This is a genomic window from Nonomuraea sp. CX421 (assembly GCF_059358955.1).
This window is the reverse complement of record NZ_JCADBK010000004.1, coordinates 407328-425138: the sequence shown is the minus strand read 5'-3', so window position 1 is coordinate 425138 and position 17811 is coordinate 407328. Positions and strand designations below refer to the sequence as shown.

General features: G+C 72.2%; 18 protein-coding genes. 13 read left to right on the top strand and 5 right to left on the bottom strand.

What is annotated here, in order from left to right:
- The first annotated feature begins 40 nt into the window (after positions 1-40).
- From AC5L3X_RS10700 to nagZ, 3 genes are all read left to right on the top strand, one after another.
- Positions 41-301 (top strand): HPr family phosphocarrier protein, encoded by a 261-nt coding sequence (locus AC5L3X_RS10700; RefSeq protein ID WP_494856695.1) that lies wholly within the window; start codon positions 41-43, stop codon positions 299-301.
- Positions 298-2052 (top strand): phosphoenolpyruvate--protein phosphotransferase, encoded by a 1755-nt coding sequence (locus AC5L3X_RS10695; RefSeq protein ID WP_494856693.1) that lies wholly within the window; start codon positions 298-300, stop codon positions 2050-2052. The genes AC5L3X_RS10700 and AC5L3X_RS10695 overlap by 4 nt, the downstream gene beginning before the upstream one ends.
- 219 nt (positions 2053-2271) lie before the next feature.
- Positions 2272-3591, top strand: coding sequence for a beta-N-acetylhexosaminidase (gene nagZ / locus AC5L3X_RS10690; RefSeq protein WP_494856691.1), 1320 nt, complete (start codon positions 2272-2274; stop codon positions 3589-3591).
- Here nagZ and atpB read toward each other — a convergent pair.
- Positions 3588-4382, bottom strand: coding sequence for a F0F1 ATP synthase subunit A (gene atpB, locus AC5L3X_RS10685; protein ID WP_494856689.1), 795 nt, complete (start codon positions 4380-4382; stop codon positions 3588-3590). The genes nagZ and atpB overlap by 4 nt on opposite strands.
- 118 nt (positions 4383-4500) lie before the next feature.
- On the opposite strand from atpB, the gene AC5L3X_RS10680 reads away from it, so the two are divergent.
- From AC5L3X_RS10680 to AC5L3X_RS10665, 4 genes are all read left to right on the top strand, one after another.
- Positions 4501-5166 carry an HAD family hydrolase gene (locus AC5L3X_RS10680; protein ID WP_189126721.1) on the top strand — a complete coding sequence of 222 codons (666 nt, stop codon included), beginning with the start codon at positions 4501-4503 and terminating at the stop codon, positions 5164-5166.
- A gap of 31 nt (positions 5167-5197) precedes the next feature.
- A complete protein-coding gene (locus tag AC5L3X_RS10675) occupies positions 5198-5698 on the top strand; it encodes a DUF6912 family protein (RefSeq protein ID WP_189126720.1) in 501 nt (166 codons plus the stop codon).
- 116 nt (positions 5699-5814) lie between these two features.
- On the top strand, positions 5815-6441 hold the full coding sequence (locus tag AC5L3X_RS10670; protein ID WP_494856687.1) for an HAD family hydrolase: 627 nt from the start codon (positions 5815-5817) through the stop codon (positions 6439-6441).
- 79 nt (positions 6442-6520) lie between these two features.
- A complete protein-coding gene (locus tag AC5L3X_RS10665; protein WP_494856685.1) occupies positions 6521-7243 on the top strand; it encodes an HAD family hydrolase in 723 nt (240 codons plus the stop codon).
- A gap of 81 nt (positions 7244-7324) precedes the next feature.
- Here the strand turns inward: AC5L3X_RS10665 and AC5L3X_RS10660 are convergent, their stop codons facing one another.
- Positions 7325-8917 (bottom strand): penicillin-binding transpeptidase domain-containing protein, encoded by a 1593-nt coding sequence (locus AC5L3X_RS10660; RefSeq protein WP_494856683.1) that lies wholly within the window; start codon positions 8915-8917, stop codon positions 7325-7327.
- Between the two features lie 108 nt (positions 8918-9025).
- Between AC5L3X_RS10660 and AC5L3X_RS10655 the strand changes: the two genes are divergently transcribed.
- From AC5L3X_RS10655 to AC5L3X_RS10645, 3 genes are all read left to right on the top strand, one after another.
- A complete protein-coding gene (locus tag AC5L3X_RS10655) occupies positions 9026-9943 on the top strand; it encodes a LysR substrate-binding domain-containing protein (protein ID WP_494856682.1) in 918 nt (305 codons plus the stop codon).
- Positions 9940-10791, top strand: coding sequence for a serine hydrolase (locus AC5L3X_RS10650; protein WP_494856681.1), 852 nt, complete (start codon positions 9940-9942; stop codon positions 10789-10791). The genes AC5L3X_RS10655 and AC5L3X_RS10650 overlap by 4 nt, the downstream gene beginning before the upstream one ends.
- 107 nt (positions 10792-10898) lie before the next feature.
- The gene (locus AC5L3X_RS10645; RefSeq protein ID WP_494856679.1) at positions 10899-12860 is read left to right on the top strand and encodes an acetoacetate--CoA ligase; all 1962 of its coding nucleotides are present in this window, start codon (positions 10899-10901) and stop codon (positions 12858-12860) included.
- A gap of 17 nt (positions 12861-12877) precedes the next feature.
- On the opposite strand, the gene AC5L3X_RS10640 is transcribed toward AC5L3X_RS10645, so the two are convergent.
- Positions 12878-13435 carry an NADPH-dependent FMN reductase gene (locus AC5L3X_RS10640; RefSeq protein WP_189126713.1) on the bottom strand — a complete coding sequence of 186 codons (558 nt, stop codon included), beginning with the start codon at positions 13433-13435 and terminating at the stop codon, positions 12878-12880.
- A complete protein-coding gene (locus AC5L3X_RS10635; protein ID WP_494856678.1) occupies positions 13432-14385 on the bottom strand; it encodes an NADP-dependent oxidoreductase in 954 nt (317 codons plus the stop codon). Before AC5L3X_RS10635 ends, AC5L3X_RS10640 begins: the two co-directional genes overlap by 4 nt.
- Before the next feature lie 104 nt (positions 14386-14489).
- On the opposite strand from AC5L3X_RS10635, the gene AC5L3X_RS10630 reads away from it, so the two are divergent.
- Positions 14490-15497: an AraC family transcriptional regulator gene (locus AC5L3X_RS10630; RefSeq protein WP_494856677.1), complete on the top strand. Its 1008-nt coding sequence runs from the start codon at positions 14490-14492 to the stop codon at positions 15495-15497.
- Positions 15498-15507: 10 nt separating this feature from the next.
- Here AC5L3X_RS10630 and AC5L3X_RS10625 read toward each other — a convergent pair whose 3' ends face one another.
- Positions 15508-16257, bottom strand: coding sequence for an SDR family oxidoreductase (locus AC5L3X_RS10625; protein WP_494856676.1), 750 nt, complete (start codon positions 16255-16257; stop codon positions 15508-15510).
- A gap of 100 nt (positions 16258-16357) precedes the next feature.
- Here AC5L3X_RS10625 and AC5L3X_RS10620 point away from each other — a divergent pair, with 100 nt between their 5' ends.
- Both AC5L3X_RS10620 and AC5L3X_RS10615 read left to right on the top strand, forming a co-directional pair.
- Positions 16358-17146, top strand: a complete 789-nt coding sequence (locus tag AC5L3X_RS10620) for a TetR/AcrR family transcriptional regulator (RefSeq protein ID WP_494856674.1) — start codon at positions 16358-16360, stop codon at positions 17144-17146.
- An 11-nt stretch (positions 17147-17157) separates the two neighbouring features.
- Complete coding sequence (locus tag AC5L3X_RS10615; protein ID WP_494856672.1) at positions 17158-17808, top strand: GNAT family N-acetyltransferase; 651 nt, start codon at positions 17158-17160, stop codon at positions 17806-17808.
- Positions 17809-17811 lie beyond the last annotated feature (3 nt).

Genomic DNA, 17811 nt, shown 5'->3' with positions numbered 1-17811 from the left:
TGGTTCCGGGTGGTCCGGACCGGCACATGAGGAGGACCGCATGCCTGAACGCAGGGTGACCGTGGTGGCGGAGGTGGGGCTGCACGCCCGTCCGGCGGCCACGTTCGTGCGAGCGGCGACGAAGGCGCCGATGGACGTCACCGTCGCCAAGGTGCCGGGAGGCGACCCGATCAACGCCAAGAGCATCCTGCAGATCCTGGCGCTGGACGTCAGGCAGGACGAGACGATCGTGATCAAGGCTGAGGGCAAGGGAGCTGACGAAGTGCTGGACGAACTAGCGAAGATCGCCGGATCGCCATGAATCTGACGGGGGTGGGGGTCAGCCCGGGCACCGGGCAGGGCCCCGCGTTCATCGTGACCGTCTCCGTGCCCGAACCCCCCGAGGGCGCAACCTACACAGGAGAGGCGGATCAGGAGAAGCAGCGCGCGACCGACGCGCTCCAGCAGGTCGCCGGGGTGCTGGAGCTCCGCGGCGACCGGGCGGGCGGCCAGGCCGGAGAGATCCTCAGGGCGCAGGCCATGATGGCCGAGGATCCCGGGCTGGCCGTGGCCGTCCGGGGCTTCATCGACGAGGGCATCGCCGCGCCCAGGGCCGTCTACCAGGCGTTCGCCAGGTTCCGCGAAACGCTGGCGGGAGCCGGCGGCTACCTCGGCGAGCGGGCCGCGGATCTCGACGACGTCAGGGACCGGGTGATCGGCGAGCTCACCGGCCACCCCATGCCGGGCATTCCGTCGGAGCCCGCCCCGCCCGACGAGCCGGGCGGGGCGCCCCAGCCGTACGTGCTGGTCGCCCATGACCTGGCGCCCGCCGACACGGTGCTGCTGACGAAGGACCTCGTCGCCGCGTTCGTCACGGAGAAGGGCGGGCCGACCAGCCACACCGCGATCGTGGCCCGGTCGATGGGCGTGCCCGCCGTCGTCGGCTGCCGAGGGGCGACCGGCATCCGGCCCGGCGTGCGCGTTCGGGTCGACGGGACGTCCGGTCAGGTACGGGTCGAGCCGCCCGACTCCTCCTACGGCCGGTCGGCCGGCTCGGAGGCGGGCCGGTCGGCCGGATCCGGCGTGGGGCGGTCGGAAGGGGGCACGTGGGCCGGGCAGGTGGTCGCCCGCGACACCGGCGGTCCCGGCCGGACCAGCGACGGCCACGCGGTGCCGCTGCTGGCCAACGTCGGCGGCCAGAGCGACCTGGACGCGGCGGTGGCCCACGGCGCCGAGGGCATCGGGCTCTACCGCACCGAGTTCCTCTTCCTCGGCAGGAGCGAGGCGCCCTCGGCCGACGAGCAGCGGCAGGTCTACCGGGCCGCGCTGGGGGCGTTCCCCGGCCGGACGGTCGTGGTGCGGGTCCTCGACGCCGGGGCCGACAAGCCGCTCTCCTTCCTGCCCTCCTCAGGCGGGGAGCCGAACCCCGCGCTGGGGGAACGCGGCCTGCGGCTGCTGCGCAGGTTTCCGGACGTGCTGGACACGCAGGTGGAGGCGCTCGCCGGCGCCGCCGACGGCAGCTCGGCGCACCTCATGATCATGGCTCCGATGGTGGCCACCGCCGAGGAAGCCTCCTGGTTCGCGGGCGTCTGCCACGTCAGAGGGCTGGCGTCGGCCGGTGCGATGATCGAGATCCCGGCGGCCGCGCTGCGCGCCGAGAGCCTGGTCACCGTGGTCGACTTCGTGTCGATCGGCACCAACGACCTCGCCCAGTACACCTTCGCCGCCGACCGCCAGCTCGGCACGCTGGGCACCCTGCAGGACCCGTGGCAGCCGGCGCTGCTTGATCTCGTGCACCGCACCGCGACCGCGGCCTCCGACAACGGCAAGCCGTGCGGGGTCTGCGGGGAGGCGGCCGCCGATCCGCTGCTGGCCTGCGTGCTCGTCGGGCTGGGCGCGACCTCGTTGTCGATGTCGCCCCGCGCGTTGCCAGCCGTACGGGTCGCGCTGGCGGGGCAGACGCTCGGCCAGTGCCAGCTCGCCGCGCAGGCCGCGCGGGGGATGGAGACGCCCGCGCACGCCCGTGCCGCGGCCCGGTCCGAGCTGCCGGAGCTCGCCCGCCTGGGCCTGTAGACGGTCCGCGGACGGTCCGCCGGCACCCGCGGGCGGCCGTGCGCGCGGAGCCGCCTGTAGGCGGTCCGCGGACGGTCCGCGGACGGTCCGCGGACGGTCCGCGGACGGTCCGCGGACGGTCCGCGGACGCGTGCGGGCGGTCGTGCGGGTCCGGTCGCGCAGGAGGTTTCGGCGTCGGACGGGTCTCACGCACGACGCCGCGTGGATACGGTTGGACGCATGCTTGGACGGATCGGTGCGGCGGGCCTGTTGGTGATCGCTCTCTCGGCCTGCGCCGGAGGCGACGGCTCGGCCGGGGCGGCGGCGACCGCCCCGTCGGCCCCGTCGGCGAAACCGCCGGCGCCGACGAGCGCCGCCCCTTCCTCGCCGCCCGCCGCCCGCACTCCCGCGCAGGGCGACGAGGTGCGCCGCACACTGTCGCGGATGAGCGTCGAGGAGAAGGTCGGCCAGCTGTTCATGCCGGTCCTGTACGGCACGTCGGCCGACAGCGTCTCGGGCGAGAACCAGGCCAGGTACGGCGCCCAGACCCCGGCCAAGGTGATCGCCCGCTACCACCTCGGCGGCGTCATCCTCTTTCCCGCCAACGTCAAGAGCACGGCCCAGGTGGTCGGGCTGACCAACGGGATGCAGCGGGCGTCGCCCAGGGTGCCGCTGCTCATCGGCACCGACCAGGAGAACGGCCTGGTGTCGCGGATGTCGGCGCTGATGACGCGCTTCCCCGGCGCCTCGCAGATCGGCTCCACCCAGAAGACCTCCATGTCGCGGGCCGTCGCCAAGGCCACCGGCGCGGAGTTGCGCGCGGTGGGCGTCAACCTCGACTTCGCCCCGGTCGCCGACGTCAACATCAACCCGCGCAACCCGGTCATCGGCCAGCGGGCCTTCGGCGACGACCCGGCCAGGGTGGCCGGCATGGTCTCGGCCGCGGTCAAGGGGTTCGGCGACGCCGGCATCGCCGCCACCGCCAAGCACTTCCCGGGCCACGGCGACACCAACGTCGACAGCCACACCGGGCTGCCCGTGATCAAGCACACTCGGGCCGAGTGGGAGCGCGTCGACGCGCCGCCGTTCAAGGCCGCGATCGCCGCCGGGGTCGACGCCGTGATGAGCGCCCACATCGTCTTCCCCAAGCTCGACCCGTCGGGCGATCCCGCGACCCTGTCCAAGCCCATCCTGACCGGGCTGCTCCGCGAGAAGCTCGGCTTCAGGGGCGTGATCTCGACCGACGCGCTCAACATGGAGGGCGTGCGCAAGAAGTACGCCGATGGCGAGGTGGCCGTGCGAGCCGTCCTGGCCGGGGCCGATTTGCTGCTCATGCCGTACGACTTCCCGAAGGCGTACCACGCGGTGCTGGCCGCGGCGAAGTCCGGCAAGATCAGCCGGCAGCGGCTCAACCAGTCGGTCACCCGGCTGCTCACGCTCAAGCAGGCCCGCGGCATCCTGCACGAGGCGCCGGTCGCGTCGGCGGAGCGGGCGGCCAAGGTGCTGCGCTCGGCCGAGCACCGCGCGCTGGCCGCCCGGGTCACCCGCGCGGCGCGTTAGTGCTCGCCGTGTAAGCCGCTGGCCACGTACATCGCGGCCAGCATGGCGAACAGGTACGCCTGCAGGAACTGGATGAACATCTCGAACGCGGTCAGCACGATGGTCATCACCACGCCGAGCAGCCCGATCCCGGCGCCGAGCGGCGTGAGCCGTTCGAACACGAACCAGAAGCCGACCGCGCTGAAGAACGCCAGCAGGATGTGCCCGGCGAACATGTTCGCGAAGAGCCGGATGAAGTGCGTGAACAGCGAGGTGACGAAGACCTCGGCGAGGATCAGCGGCGCGTAGATCGAGTACGCCCACCACGGCAGGCCGGGCAGGTGCACGATGCCCTTGAGGTAGCCGCGCACTCCGTGGTGCCTGATGCCCAGGTAGAGCTTGATCAGGTACACGCTGACGGCCACCACCAGCGGGAAGGCGATGTGTGCGGCGACGGGGAACTGGATGAGGGGGATGACGCCCATCAGGTTCCAGACCAGCACGGTCAGGAAGATCGTGAACAGCGGGCCCATCCACCGGTCGGCGTCCTTGCCGAGGCTGGGCCGGGCGACCTGGTCGCGGACGAACACGTAGGCGTATTCGCCGAGGTTCTGCCAGCCGCGCGGGACGATCGCGGGTCTGGCGAAGGCGGCCCAGCACAGCGCGATGACGACGACGGAGCTGAGCAGCGCGATCAGGACGGGTTTGGTGAGCCATTCGGGTCCGCCGGCGAAGATCGGCGGGAGGTCGAAGAGTTCCAGGCCGGGGGCCGTGAACCTGTCGGGGGAGGTGATCAGGATCGTCGTTCGCACGGCGGTCCCTTCTCGGTTCGATGGGAACGGAGCACCACCCTAGCCAGGGGAATTGGTGGTCCTTTATCCCGGTTTTATGTGGTCACCCAGGGCTGTGGGACGCTCTAATCTGGAGCGGATGTCCGATCGAGGAGGCAGCGTGGTCGCAGGTGTTCTGATCGACTGGGGCGGGGTGCTGACGACCAGCATGTCCGACTCCATCAGGCACTGGATCGTGGCCGACCGCATCGACGACGCCCACTATCGCGAGGTGATGGGCGAGCTCGTCCGTCATGCCTACAGCGGTGACGGCGAGACCGTCGTGCACGCGCTCGAACGCGGTGAGATCGACGGCTCCACGTTCGAGCGTGACCTGGCCGCCCGGCTGCGCACCGTCGACGGCGCCCCGCCCGTGGCCGACGGGCTGCTGGAGCGGATGTTCGCCGGGTTCGAGCGGGCCGAGGCGATGTACGACATGCTGCGCGACGTCAGGGAGGCCGGCGTCCGCACGTGCCTGCTGTCCAACTCGTGGTCCAACACCTATCCCCGCGAGGGCTGGGACGAGATCTTCGACGCGGTGGTGATCTCGGGCGAGGTGGGCATGCGCAAGCCAGAGCCGCGCATCTTCCAGCACGCGCTCGGCCTGGTGGGGCTGCCCGGTGAGGCGTGCGTGTTCATCGACGACATCGAGGCCAACATCGTGGCCGCGCGGGCGCTCGGCATCGAGGGGATCCACCACACCGATCCGGACACGACCATCACGCGACTCGAGACACTCCTTCAACTCTCGCTGAGACGGGCATGATGGTCTCTCCGCACGCTGCGAAAGGTTTCTGATGCGCGTCTACCTGCCCTGCACACTCCCCGAGCTGGCCCGAGCGGTCGAGTCGGGGGAGCTGGGCCCGGCTCCGCTGACCGGCTACGCGGTGACGCCCGCGCTGACCGAGTGGTACGCCTCGGGTGACGCCGAGGAGCTCGAATACGTGGCCCTCACCGAGGCCGCCCGCGCCTCGCTGCGCATGCTGGCCGCCGACGGGGGCGCCACGGCGCCCCGCCGGGTGGTGGTCGTGGCCGAGGTGCCCGACGCCGCCCTGTCGGCGGGCACCGATCTGGAGGACCGGGGCAGGGTACGCGTCGGAGACGGGGTGCCGCTGGCCAAGGTCGCCGCGGTGCACGTCGACGACCTCCAGGCGACCGGCGACGTCGAGGCCGCGATCGCCGCGCTGCCCGCCGCCGACCAGGGTGATGACGACGCCCGCTTCACGGTCGACGGCGCCGAGGCGCACGAGCTCATGTGGTACGCCACCCAGGAGATCCCCGACCTCCTCGGCTCCTGACTGGATCGGCGCCTGCCGCCGGCCGCGGCAAGCCGGATCGGTGAGGGAGTCGAGCCGAAGGTCGCGGCTCCGTCGTCCCGCGAAATGTCGGGCCCGACGGCTAGGCTGTCCGGGACATGACAAAGCACATCATCTGGGATTGGAACGGCACCCTCTTCCACGACATCGACGCCGTGGTGGGAGCCACCAACGAGGTTTTCAGGTCCTACGAGCTGCCCCCGCTCGACGCCGACGGGTTCCGCGCGGTCTACACGCGGCCCATCTGGCTCGCCTACGAGCGGCTGCTGGGCCGCCCGCTGAACGAAGGCGAGTGGGAGCTGCTCGACACCGGCTTCCACGACCACTACTTCCGGCTGGCCGTCGCCTGCGGGCTGGCCGCCGACGCCGAGCTCACGCTCACCAGCTGGACGGGCACCCAGTCGCTCTGCTCCATGGCTCCGCACGCCCACCTGGTCCCGACGGTCGACTCCTTCGGCATCACCCGCCACTTCACCCGGGTCGACGGGCTGGTCGGGCTGACCGGCGGCGAGAAGGCCGCCCACATGACCGCCCACATCCAGGCGCTGGAGGTCGAGCCGGACGAGGTCCTGGTGATCGGCGACAGCGTGGACGACGGGCTGGCGGCCCGGCACGTGGGCGCCCGGGCGGTCCTCTATACAGGCGGCATGACCACGCGGGCCGAGCTGGAGGGCACCGGCCTGCCGGTCGTCGACACCCTGGCCCAGGCGCTCGACCATGCCTGATCCGCCTGGTCGGCAGCCCTAGCCCCGCGGCAGGCCCTACTCTTGCAGCACCCCTCAGGAGGCTGCCATCAACCGTCTAGTGCTCTGGAACATCGATCTGACCCTGGTCGACGTCGCCATCGTCACCCGAGACGCCTACGCCGAGGCGTTCCGGGCCGTGACCGGGCGCCCGCTGGTCAAGCTGGTGCCCCCGCTGGGCCGGCCGGATTCCGAGATCATCTTCGAGACTCTCGCCGTCAACGGCATCGTGGCCGAGGACGGCCACCTGCCCGCGTTCATCTCCGCCCTGGCCTCGGCGTTCGCCGACCGGCGCAAGCGGCTGCCCAAGGAGGGCCGCGCCCTGCCGGGGGCCAGAGACGCGCTCAAGGCCGTGGCCCGGCTCGACGGCGTGGTGCAGACGGTGCTCACCGGCACCATCAAGGGCAACGCCGTGCTCAAGCTCCAGGCGTTCGGGCTCGACAAGTACATCGACTTCGAGCTCGGCGGCTACGGCGAGGAGGTCTATCCCAAGGCGACGCTGCTGCAGGTCGCCCAGGGGCGGGCCAAGGCGCGGCTCGGCACCCCGTTCACCGCGGCCAACACGGTCGTCATCGGCGACTCGGCGCGTGACGTACAGGCCGCCAAGATCGGCGGCGCCGCGATGATCGGGGTGGCCTCGGGCCGGTCGATGGAGGCCGAGCTGCGCGCCGCCGGGGCCGACGTGGTGCTGCCCGACCTGTCCAACGCCTCGGAGGTGGTGGCCGCCGTCGCGGGCCTCACCTCGCCGGTGGTGGCGCGCGGGCCGGTCAGCCCGGCGTCCTGAGGCAGCGGGCCGATCGCGCGGCGGCAGGCCGGGCAGCCCGGCGTCCTGAGGCAGCGGGCCGGTCGTGCGGCGGCGGGCCGGTCAGTCGAGGGCGTTGAGGAAGCGGGCCGCGATCGGAGCCGCCACGGCCGAGCCCGCGCCGCCGCCCTCCACGATGACCGCGAACGCCAGGTCGCCCCGGTAGCCGATGAACCACGAGTGCGCGGGCGGCTCCTTGCCCGAGCCGTACTCCGCCGTGCCGGTCTTGCCGGCCGTGCCGGAGGGGAAGCGTACGGCGTGGGCGGTGCCGTCGGTGACGACGGCGGGCATGAGCCGGCGCAGCGCGCGCACCACGGCGTCCTCCAGTGGGCGTGGGCGCAGCGTGTGGTCGGGCACCAGCTCCTCGGCGACGAGGCGGGGCGGGCGCCAGGCGCCGTCGGCGATGGCGGCGGCGACCGAGGCCATGTTCAGCGGGCTGGCCAGCACCCTGCCCTGCCCGATCGAGGCGGAGGCCAGGTCGGTGGCGTCCTTCGGGGCCGGGAACTCCGCGCGCACGGCCGGCACGCCCGGCGTGATCGCGGCGCCGAAGCCGAAGCTGCCGGCCACCTCGGCGAGCCGGCCCTTGCCCAGGTCGTCCACCGCCATCGCGCCGAACGTCGTGTTGCACGAGTGCGCGAACGCGTCGCGGAAGGCCAGCGTGCCGTAGTCCTTGAAACCGGCGTTGTGGAAGGGGAAGCCGCCGATGTTCTGCTCGGCGGGGCAGCTGACCTTCCGGTCCGGCTCCAGGCCGCCGGCGACCAGCGCGGAGGCCGTGACGACCTTGAACGTCGAGCCGGGCGGATACTTGCCGAGCAGCGCCCGGTTGAACCCGCCGGGCCTGTTGACCACCGACAGGATCTCGCCGGTCGACGGGCGCAGCGCGACCAGCGAGGCGGGCTTGCCGGCGTCCTCCAGGGCGGCGGCGCCGGCGCGGTGCACCTTGAGGTCGATCGTGGTGGGCAGCGGCAGGCTCTCGCTCGCCTCGACCACGGTCTTGACCTGCTCGTCGCCCTGATAGAGGTCGATCCTGGCGCTGTCCGTCGTGCCGAACCTGTCGGGGTAGGTCTGCTTGAGCCCTTCGACGAGTTGCTGCACGGAGCCGGGAGCGTCGGGGGTGTCGATGCGGCTGCCGTCGGCGGCCAGCACGGGGAGCGGCTGTCTTTTCACAGTGACCACCCGCAGTGACCGGCCCCGCTTGAGCAGCGGGTTGATGGCGGCCGGGGTCCAGGCGACCTTCCAGCCGCCGTCGCGCTCGACGAGCTTGAGCCGTCCGTCGTACTCCCAGTCCTTGGGGCCGATCAGCGTGGCGTGGAAGCTCACCTCGCCGCCCCTGTCCTCGGCGCTCGCCGGGAAGATCCCGCCGGGCCTGGGCCGGTGGAAGGTGGCCTGGGTGAGCTTGAGGTCCTTGCGGAAGAGCCGGTGCAGTCGTTCGAAGTCGGCGGGCGGATCGGCCACCAGCTCGCGCATCGCCAGGTAGTCCTCAGCGGACCAGGCCGTGAGGTAGCGGTCGGCGGTCTCCTCGGGCGAGCCGGTCGTGCGCAGCGCCCAGAACGTCCCCCCGGCGGCGAGCACGGGCACGAGGATGGCGGCGGTGATCCAGCGCCCCTTGCGCCGTCGTCTCGGAGGAGGGGCCTCCTCCTTGAGATGTGCGTACATTGTCCCCCTTTGTGGTGCCATGGAGGAGAGGAGAGCAGAGGTGCCTTATCGGTGTCCAATACTGATATGAGGACTTCATCGATCTAAATCTGGCTATAGTTGCTGGCTGTGGACCTTGTCCGGCACCTTCGCTACTTCATCGTGGTGGCGGAGGAACTCCACTTCGGCAACGCCGCGATCCGGCTCGGCATCGCCCAGCCGCCGCTCAGCCAGCGGATCAAGCGCTTGGAGCAGGAGCTCGGCGTGCGGCTCTTCGACCGTTCCGCCCGTCAGGTCCGGCTGACCGGGGCGGGCCGGCTGCTGCTCACCGAGGCCCGCGAGATCGTGATCCGAGTCGACCGGCTGCACGAGCTCGCCCGCCACGGCGAGGACTCCGTGCTCAAGGTCGGGGTCCCGCCCGACCTGGCCGCCGCCGTCATCGCCGCTCTGGTCGCCGGCTTCCGCGAGACCCGGCCCCAGGTACGGCTCGCGCCCGCCGAGATCTGGACGGCCGACCAGGTGGCCGCGCTCACGGACGGCACGATCGACGTCGGAATCGTCCGGCACCCCGTCACGGCGCCCGGCCTGCACTTCGGCCCGATGCTGGCGCAGCCCCAGGGCGTGCTGCTGGCCGCCGACCACCCTCTCGGGAGCGTACGCGAGCTGCACCTGGCCGACCTGGCCGGGCAGGAGTTGCTGCTGCCGCCCCGGGAAGGGGAGCCTGGGCTGCACGCCGAGGTGCTGGTCGAGTGCCGCCGCCACGGCTACGTGCCCGCCCAGGTGCACGAGGGCGCCGGGCTGGGGCTGGTGCTCGCGGGCGCCGCGGTCGCCTTCGGGCCCCGGGAGGAGGTGCCGGGACTGGCCTGGCGACCGCTGCTAGGCTCGCCGATCGCCCTTCGGTTCTCCACGGCCTGGCGGGCGGCGACGGACGCGGTCACCGGCTTCTCGGCGGTGGCCGTACGTACTCTGAAGGAGCGCGCCGGGATGGCGGACGAGGGCGCGACGCCCGCGCGGCGGGTCAGCCGGCGGCCGGGGTCGCTGGCATGAGCGACTTCGACGGGCTGTTCCGCGCGGCGGGTGTGACGGGCTGGCTGCACGCCGCCGACCTCGACACCGGCCGGGAGGTGGGGCACGGGTCCGACGAGCCGGTGCCGACCGCGTCGGTCTTCAAGGTGCCGCTGCTGGTCGAGCTCTGCCGGCAGGCGGACGCCGGGCTGCTCGACCCCGCCTCGCGGGTGACCGTGGGGGCCGCCGAGCGCGCCTTCGGGCCCACCGGTGTCTCTGTCATGCTCGACGACGTCACGATGTCACTGCGCGACCTGGCCTATCTGATGATCGCGGTGAGCGACAACACCGCGGCCGACGTGCTGGCCGGCGTGGTCGGGCTCGACGCGGTCAACGCGATGCTGGCCGGGTTCGGGCTGCACGGCACGCACGTCGCGCACACGGCCAGGGGCCTCTACCAGAGCATGACCGACGACATCGGGCACGGCTGGCCCTACCTCGATGTGGAGGAGATCGCCCGGCTGCGGGTGCTCGACCCGCGGCACACCAACCGCAGCACGCCGCGCGAGACGGCCGCGCTGTTCGGGCTGATCTGGCGCGACGAGGCCGCCTCCGCCGAGTCGTGCGCCTGGATGCGCACCGTCCTCAACCTGCAGGTCTGGCCGCACCGGCTGGCCTCCGGCTTCCCGTACGACGACGTCGAGGTCAGCGGCAAGACCGGCACGCTACCGACGCTGCGCAACGAGGCGGGCGTGGTCGAGTACCCCGACGGGGGCCGCTACGCGGTCGCGGTCTTCACCCGCTCGTTCAGCCCCGCGGTCAACCAGCCGCGCGCCGACGCGGTGATCGGCACGGCCGCGCGGATGGCGGTGGACCACCTGCGCCGTTGACGCGCTCCCGGGCCGAATTTGAGGGCGGGACCGCGGGCGAACCAGGTAGCGCGTTGGGGGGGACGACAGGTATGACTTTCGTCAGGACCAGCGACAGGATGGGACACATGGTTGTTGAAGGTGCACTTCTCTGGGAACCGGCCGATGACGTCGTCGCGGGCGCCAGGCTGACCCGCTACCTGGAGTCGCTGGGACGGTCAGGGGCCGGCTATGACGAGGTGTGGCAGTGGTCCGTCGACAGTCCGGCGGAGTTCTGGACGTCCATCTGGGACTACTTCAGGGTGATCGGCGAACGTGGTGCCGGGCCCGTCATCACCGGGACGATGCCTGACGCCACCTGGTTCGCCGGAAGCAGCCTCAACTACGCCGAGAACGCGCTGCGCCATGAGGACGGCACCGCGCTGGTGTTCGTCTCCGAGGACGGCGGCCGGCAGGAGATGTCCCGCGCCGAGCTGCGCGAGGAGGTCGCCCGCGTCAGAGCCGGCCTGGTGCGCCTCGGCGTCGGGCGCGGCGACCGGGTCGCCGGCTATCTGCCGAACATCCCGCAGGCGCTGATCGCCTTCCTGGCCACCGCCTCCCTGGGCGCGATCTGGTCGGCCGGATCGCCCGACTTCGGCGTGCCGAGCATCGTCGACCGGTTCCGGCAGATCGAGCCCAAGGTGCTGATCGCGGTCGATGGCTACCACTACAACGGCAAGGGCTACGACCGCTCGGCGGCGGTGAAGGAGATCGCCGCCGAGCTGCCCTCGCTCCGCGCCACCGTGTGGATCCCCTACCTGGCCGCGGCCGGGGACGGCCGGCCCCCGCAGCGGGCCGAGCCCGCTCCCGCCCACACCGACGCCCTGCCGCACGGCGAGGTGATCGGCTGGGAGGGGCTGCGGGCCGAGTCCGGGCCGCTGGAGTTCGAGCGGGTGCCGTTCGACCACCCGCTGTGGATCCTCTACTCCAGCGGGACGACCGGGCTGCCCAAGCCGATCGTGCACGGGCACGGCGGCATCGTGCTGGAGCACCTCAAGTCGCTCTCCTTCCACCAGGACCTGGGTGAGGGGGACGTGTTCTTCTGGTACACCACCACGGGCTGGATGATGTGGAACTACCTCATCGGCGCCCTGCTGGTGGGCGCCACCCCCGTGCTCTACGACGGCTCGGCCGCCTACCCGTCGGCCGCCGTGCTGTGGCGCATCGCCGCCTCCGAGCGGGTGACCTACTTCGGGGTCGGCGCGCCGTACGTCATGGCCTCGCTGAAGGCCGGCATCCACCCCGAGGGCCTCGACCGGCTCCGGGGCCTCGGCTCCACCGGGTCGCCGCTGCCGCCGGAGGGGTTCTCCTGGGTGGCCGAGGAGCTGCCCGGGGTCCCGCTCGGGTCGTTCTCCGGCGGCACCGACGTGTGCACCGGGTTCGTCGGCGCGACCGTGCTGCATCCGATCCGGGCGGGGATCATCCCGTGCCGTTCGCTGGGGGCCCGGGTGGAGTCGTACGACATCGAGGGCAGGCCGGTCGTGGGGGAGGTCGGCGAGCTGGTGATCACCTCGCCGATGCCCTCGATGCCGGTGATGTTCTGGAACGACCCGTCCGGCGAGCGCTACCGCGAGAGCTACTTCGACGTCTACCCCGGCGTGTGGCGGCACGGTGACTGGATCAAGATCAACGAAGACGGCAGCTGCGTGATCTACGGCCGCTCCGACTCGACACTGAACCGGGGCGGCGTCCGGATGGGCACCAGCGAGTTCTACCGCGTGGTCGAGCGGTTCGAGGAGATCACCGACAGCCTGGTGATCGACACCGGGCAGCTCGGCCAGGAGGGACGGCTGCTGCTCTACGTGACGCTCGCCGAGGGCGCCGAGCTCACCGAGACGCTGACCGGTGCCCTGTGCGCGGCGTTGCGCGAGGAGCTGTCACCCCGGCACGTGCCCAACGAGATCCGCGCGGTGCCCGGCATCCCGCGCACCCTGTCGGGCAAGAAGCTCGAGGTGCCGGTCCGCAAGATCCTCCTCGGCACCCCCGTCGAGCAGGCGGCCAACCCCGACGCCATGGCCAACCCCGAGGTGCTGCGCCACTTCACCCCCTGAGGGTCACACCTTGAGCTTCACACTCTGAGCGGCCGGAGCGCCTCGCTCCAGGAGACGACCTGGTCCAGCATCGCGGTGACCGCGTCCTCATGGCGGGCCGCCGGCTTGAACACCGTCATCTCCTCGAAGTCGGTGAAGAGGGACAACGCGACCTGGGCCGACACGTCGGCGACCTTGACCCGGCCGAGCATCTGCCTGAGGTGCTCGGCCGCCCGCACCCCGCCGTCGACGCCGTAGCCGACGAACCCGGCGGCCTTGTCGGCCCACTCGGAGAAGAGGAAGTCGATCGCGTTCTTCAGCACGCCCGAGGTCGAGGAGTTGTACTCCGGTGTGACGAACACGAAGCCGTCGAAGGACGCGATCCGCTCCGCCCACGCCCTGGTGTGCTCGTGCTCGTACACGCCCGCCGCGGCCGGCAGGCTCTCGTCCAGGTGGGGCAGGTCGTAGTCCTTCAGGTCGACCAGCTCGTAGTCGGCGTCACCTCGCTTGACGGCCAGGTCGTGCACCCAGCCGGCGACGGCCTCGCCGTTGCGGACGGGGCGGGTGCTGCCGATGATGATGGCGATCCGGGTCATGGCGTGCCTTTCGGAATGATGATGATCTTGCCGCGGGTCTGGCCGGACTCCGCCCGGAGGTGGATGTCGTGCAGGCCGGTCAGCGGGTGCGACTCGGCGATCTCGACGGTGAGCCGCCCGGCGTCGATCAGGGCCACGAGCTCGGCGAGCTGCCCGGGATCGTTGCGGGTGACGAAATGGATGGCCCGCGGAGAGTCGATCGGGGTGGCGACGGTGACGATCACGCCGTCCGGCCGCGCCAGGGCGGCCAGCTCGTGCGCCGCCTCCGGGGTGATCCCGGCGAGGTTCAGGACCACGTCCATCCCGCCGGGCAAGGGGTCCCGGGTGTAGTCGACCACCTCGTCGGCGCCCAGCGCGCGCACCGCGTCGTGGCTGCGGGGGCTCGCGGTGGCGATCACCGTGGCGCCCGCCCGTTTCGCCAGCTGGACGGCGAACAGGCCGATCCCGCCGCCCGCGCCGTTGACCAGCACCCGCTGGCCGGCGGTGACGCGGGCGTGCACGAAGACGGCCTGCCAGGCGGTGAGCCCGGCGACGGGGACGGCGGCGGCGGCTTCCAGCGGGATCGTCTCGGGCGCCCTGGCCAGCACGCTCGCCGAAGCCACCGTGTACTCCGCCGCCGCGCCGTCCACCAGGCCGATCACCCGGTCACCGGGGGCGAACTCCGTGACGCCCGCGCCGGTCTCGACGACCGTGCCCGAGACGTCGCAGCCCAGCGTGTGCGGCAGCGTCACGGGCAGCACCCCGTCGAGCAGTCCGAGCCGCAGGCCCACCTCCGACGGGTTGAACGAGGTGGCCGCCACCTCGATGAGCACCTCGCCGGGCCCCGGCCGCGGTCTCGGCACCTCGTCGTAGCGGATCACCGACGCCTCGCCGTACTCGTGGATCCGCGCCGCACGCATCACCTGGCGACCGGCCCTGCCGGTCGCCCCTGTCACCTGAGCCACGCTCATGTGGAACCTCCTTCGCTGGTCAACCGTAGGAGGCGTGCGAGAGATAACCAATGCGCTGATGTCTGCTCTTTATACGTGAACGTCTCGCGGGATAGACTCGCGGCGTGGACTTGCTCAGTGACGTGATGGCCATCGTGCGCACCGGATGCCCCCGCTCCGCGCGGGTCGAGTGGCATGCCCCCTGGGGGCAGCGATTCCCCTCGGCGCCCGGTTCGGCGGGCTTCCAGGTCATCCTCCAGGGGTCCTGCTGGCTCATCCCGCCCGCCGGTGATCCGATCCCGGTCAACGTCGGCGACGTGCTGTTCTTCCCCCACGGCGACGGCTACGCGATGGCCGACAGCCCGGCGACCCCGCTCCCCGAGTCCGTCTGCGATCCCGGGGCCGAGGCGAGCCTGTTCTCCTCGGCGTCCTTCCCCGGCCCCGGCGCGGCCACGGTCATGCTCTGTGGCGGCTACCAACTCGATCCGAGCCGGAGCCACCCGATCCTCCGCGACTTGCCGGAGATGATCCACCTGCCGGCCCACCTCGGCCACCGCCCTGAGCTCCGCGCCGCGGTCGAGCTGCTGGGCAGCGAGATCGCCAACCCCCGCCTGGGCGCCGACACCGTGGTGTCGTCACTGCTCGACACGCTGCTGCTCTACATCCTGCGGGCCTGGTATGACACAGGCCCCCGACAGTGCCAGGTCGGCGGCTGGGCCGCGGCCCTGGCCGATCCCGCGATCAGCACCGTCCTCGACGCCGTCCACGGCGACCCCGCGCGCCCGTGGACACTGCCGTCCCTGGCCGACCTGGCGGGCCTGTCCCGGGCGGCCTTCTCGCGGCGCTTCACGACCCTGGTCGGGCAGTCGCCGATGGCCTACCTGACCTGGTGGCGGCTGGCGATCGCCGGTCGCATCCTGCAGGAGTCGGACGCCTCGCAGGCGGAGGTGGCGGCGCGCGTCGGCTACGGCTCGGAGTTCGCCTTCGCCAACGCCTTCAAGCGCCACTACGGCATCGCCCCCGGCAGATACCGCCGCCAAGCCTGCCTGCCGCCTCCGGCCTCAGAGACCGGCGGTGAGACCGCCGATGCGATGGGCGGCCAGGCCGGCGGGGAGATCGTGGCGGTGCGTTGAGCCGGCGCCGTCAGGCGAGGCCGCCGTTGGCGTAGAGGGTCTGGCCGTTGACCCAGCGCGCCGGGCCGGCCAGGAAGGAGACGACCTCGGCGGTGTCCTCGGGCCGGCCGAGGCGCTCCAGCGGGGTCAGGTGGGCCATCCGGTCGATGGTCTCTTCGTCCTTGCCGCGCAGGAAGAGAGGCGTGGCCGTGGGGCCGGGCGCCACGGCGTTGACCGTGATGTCACGGCCGCGCAGCTCCTTGGCGAGCACCAGGCTGATCCCGTCGACCGCCGCCTTGCTCGCCGCGTAGGCGGAGTAGGTGGGCAGGGCGAGCTTCGTCACGGAGGTGGAGAAGTTGATGATCGCTCCGCCGCTGCGCACCCGGCGGGCGGCCTGCTGTGCGACGACGAAGGTGCCGCGGACGTTGGTGCGGTGCATGCGGTCGAAGTCGGCGAGATCCATCTCGGCCAGCGGGGCGAGGAGCATGATGCCGGCCGCGTTGACGACCACGTCGACCCCGCCGAACTCCCGCTCGGCCGCCTCGAAGGCCTGCTCGACCGACTGCTCGTCGGCCACGTCGGCCTGCACGGCGATCGCCGAGCCGCCTGACGCGGTGATCGCGTCGACCACCTCGCCGGCGGTCGCCTTGTTGCCCGCGTAGACGATGACCACGGACTGGCCGTCGGCCGCCAGGCGCTCGGCGACCGCCCGGCCGATGCCGCCCGATCCGCCGGTCACGATCGCCACGCGCCGGTCCCGCTCGCTGTCCTGAGTGCTCATGGTGTCCGCTCCCCGGTCGATGTCGTTCAGGTCGCTAACACTTACACACTAGCAACGCTAACGTCAACGACGCTAACAAGTTTCTGTTATCGTCGATAGCATGAGTGAGCGGACGGCCAGGGAGCGGATCGTGGCGGCGGCCGCCGACCTGCTGACCGAGGGCGGCAGGGAGGCCGTGTCCACCCGTTCGGTGTGCGCCGCCGCCGGGGTCCAGGCGCCGACCATCTACCGGCTGTTCGGCGACAAGCAAGGGCTGCTCGACGCGGTCGCGAGCCACGGCTTCGCCACCTACCTGACGGCCAAGACCGCCCGGCGGCCGAGCGACGACCCCCTGCGCGACCTGCGCCACGGCTGGGATCTGCACGTCGAGTTCGGCGTCGCCAACCCCGCCTACTACACGCTGATGTACGGCCAGGCCCGCCCCGGCGCCGAGCCGCCCGCGGCGCGCGAGGCCGCCGCCATCCTGCGCGGGCTCGTCCACCGCGTCGCCGAGGCGGGCCTGCTGCGGGTGCCTGTGGAGCGGGCCGCCCAGATGATCCACTCGGCCGGCTGCGGGGTCACGCTCACCCTGATCGCCACCGAGCCCCGGCACCGCGATCCCGAGTTGTCGCCGCTCACCCGCGAAGCCGTGCTGGCCGCCGTGACGACTTCCGCGTCGGGCGAGCCGGAGCCGGCCGAGGCCACCGGCTCGCCGGCGCGCGGCGCGATCAGCCTGCTGGCCGCGTTGGCGGCGCCGCCGGGCCCGCCTGGGCCATCCGGGTCGCCCGGCTCGCCTGAGCCGCCGGGCGTCGGTCTGCCGTTGTCGGCCGCCGAGCGCGGTCTGCTCACCGAGTGGCTGCAACGCATCGCCGACCCGGAAAAGGAGAGGCGTCCCGCTGAGCGGCGGTGAAACGATGCGGTATGCGTAACTGGCCGTTGTTCGAGCTGTCCGTGACCACGCCGAGGCTGGAGCTGCGCTACCCCTCGCTCGCGGACCTCGACGAGCTGGGAGAGCGGGCGGCCGAGGGCGTGCACGACGAGGAGACCATGCCCTTCCTGTTCCCGTGGACCGACGCCGGGCCGGCGGAGCGGGCCAGGAGCACCGTCCAGTACCACTTCCGGCAGTGGGCCGAGTTCGCGCCGGCCGCCTGGTCCATCGACCTGGTGGCCGTCCACGAGGGCCGGATCGTGGGCACCCAGGGGTTCTCGGCGACCGACTTCCCCGTCCTGCGTGAGGTCGGGTCGGGGTCCTGGGTGGGCCGGCGCTTCCAGGGGCGCGGCATCGGCACCGAGATGCGCGCGGCCATGCTGCACCTGGCCTTCGCGGGGCTGGGCGCCGAGTACGCCACGACGGAGGCGTTCGTGGACAACCCCGCCTCGCTCGCGGTGACCGCGAAGCTCGGCTACCGCGACGACGGCGTCACACGCCACGTCCGCCGGGGCGAACCGGCGGTCATGCGGCGGTTCCGCCTCGCCCGTACGGACTGGAAGCCGCTGGACGGCGTTCGGATCCACGGCCTGGAGCCCTGCCTGCCGCTGTTCGGTCTGGAGGAACAGCGGCAGGCCGAGTGAAAC

Excerpts from the sequence above, each read along its gene's own strand:
- nagZ (WP_494856691.1), top strand. The coding sequence starts at position 2,272 with ATGCTTGGACGGATCGGTGCGGCGGGCCTGTTGGTGATCGCTCTCTCG.
- AC5L3X_RS10620 (WP_494856674.1), top strand. The coding sequence starts at position 16,358 with ATGAGTGAGCGGACGGCCAGGGAGCGGATCGTGGCGGCGGCCGCCGAC.
- AC5L3X_RS10625 (WP_494856676.1), bottom strand. The coding sequence starts at position 16,257 with ATGAGCACTCAGGACAGCGAGCGGGACCGGCGCGTGGCGATCGTGACC.
- AC5L3X_RS10675 (WP_189126720.1), top strand. The coding sequence starts at position 5,198 with ATGCGCGTCTACCTGCCCTGCACACTCCCCGAGCTGGCCCGAGCGGTC.
- AC5L3X_RS10695 (WP_494856693.1), top strand. The coding sequence starts at position 298 with ATGAATCTGACGGGGGTGGGGGTCAGCCCGGGCACCGGGCAGGGCCCC.
- AC5L3X_RS10635 (WP_494856678.1), bottom strand. The coding sequence starts at position 14,385 with ATGAGCGTGGCTCAGGTGACAGGGGCGACCGGCAGGGCCGGTCGCCAG.
- AC5L3X_RS10700 (WP_494856695.1), top strand. The coding sequence starts at position 41 with ATGCCTGAACGCAGGGTGACCGTGGTGGCGGAGGTGGGGCTGCACGCC.
- AC5L3X_RS10660 (WP_494856683.1), bottom strand. The coding sequence starts at position 8,917 with ATGTACGCACATCTCAAGGAGGAGGCCCCTCCTCCGAGACGACGGCGC.
- AC5L3X_RS10640 (WP_189126713.1), bottom strand. The coding sequence starts at position 13,435 with ATGACCCGGATCGCCATCATCATCGGCAGCACCCGCCCCGTCCGCAAC.
- AC5L3X_RS10615 (WP_494856672.1), top strand. The coding sequence starts at position 17,158 with ATGCGTAACTGGCCGTTGTTCGAGCTGTCCGTGACCACGCCGAGGCTG.
- AC5L3X_RS10670 (WP_494856687.1), top strand. The coding sequence starts at position 5,815 with ATGACAAAGCACATCATCTGGGATTGGAACGGCACCCTCTTCCACGAC.
- AC5L3X_RS10650 (WP_494856681.1), top strand. The coding sequence starts at position 9,940 with ATGAGCGACTTCGACGGGCTGTTCCGCGCGGCGGGTGTGACGGGCTGG.
- AC5L3X_RS10680 (WP_189126721.1), top strand. The coding sequence starts at position 4,501 with ATGTCCGATCGAGGAGGCAGCGTGGTCGCAGGTGTTCTGATCGACTGG.
- AC5L3X_RS10645 (WP_494856679.1), top strand. The coding sequence starts at position 10,899 with ATGGTTGTTGAAGGTGCACTTCTCTGGGAACCGGCCGATGACGTCGTC.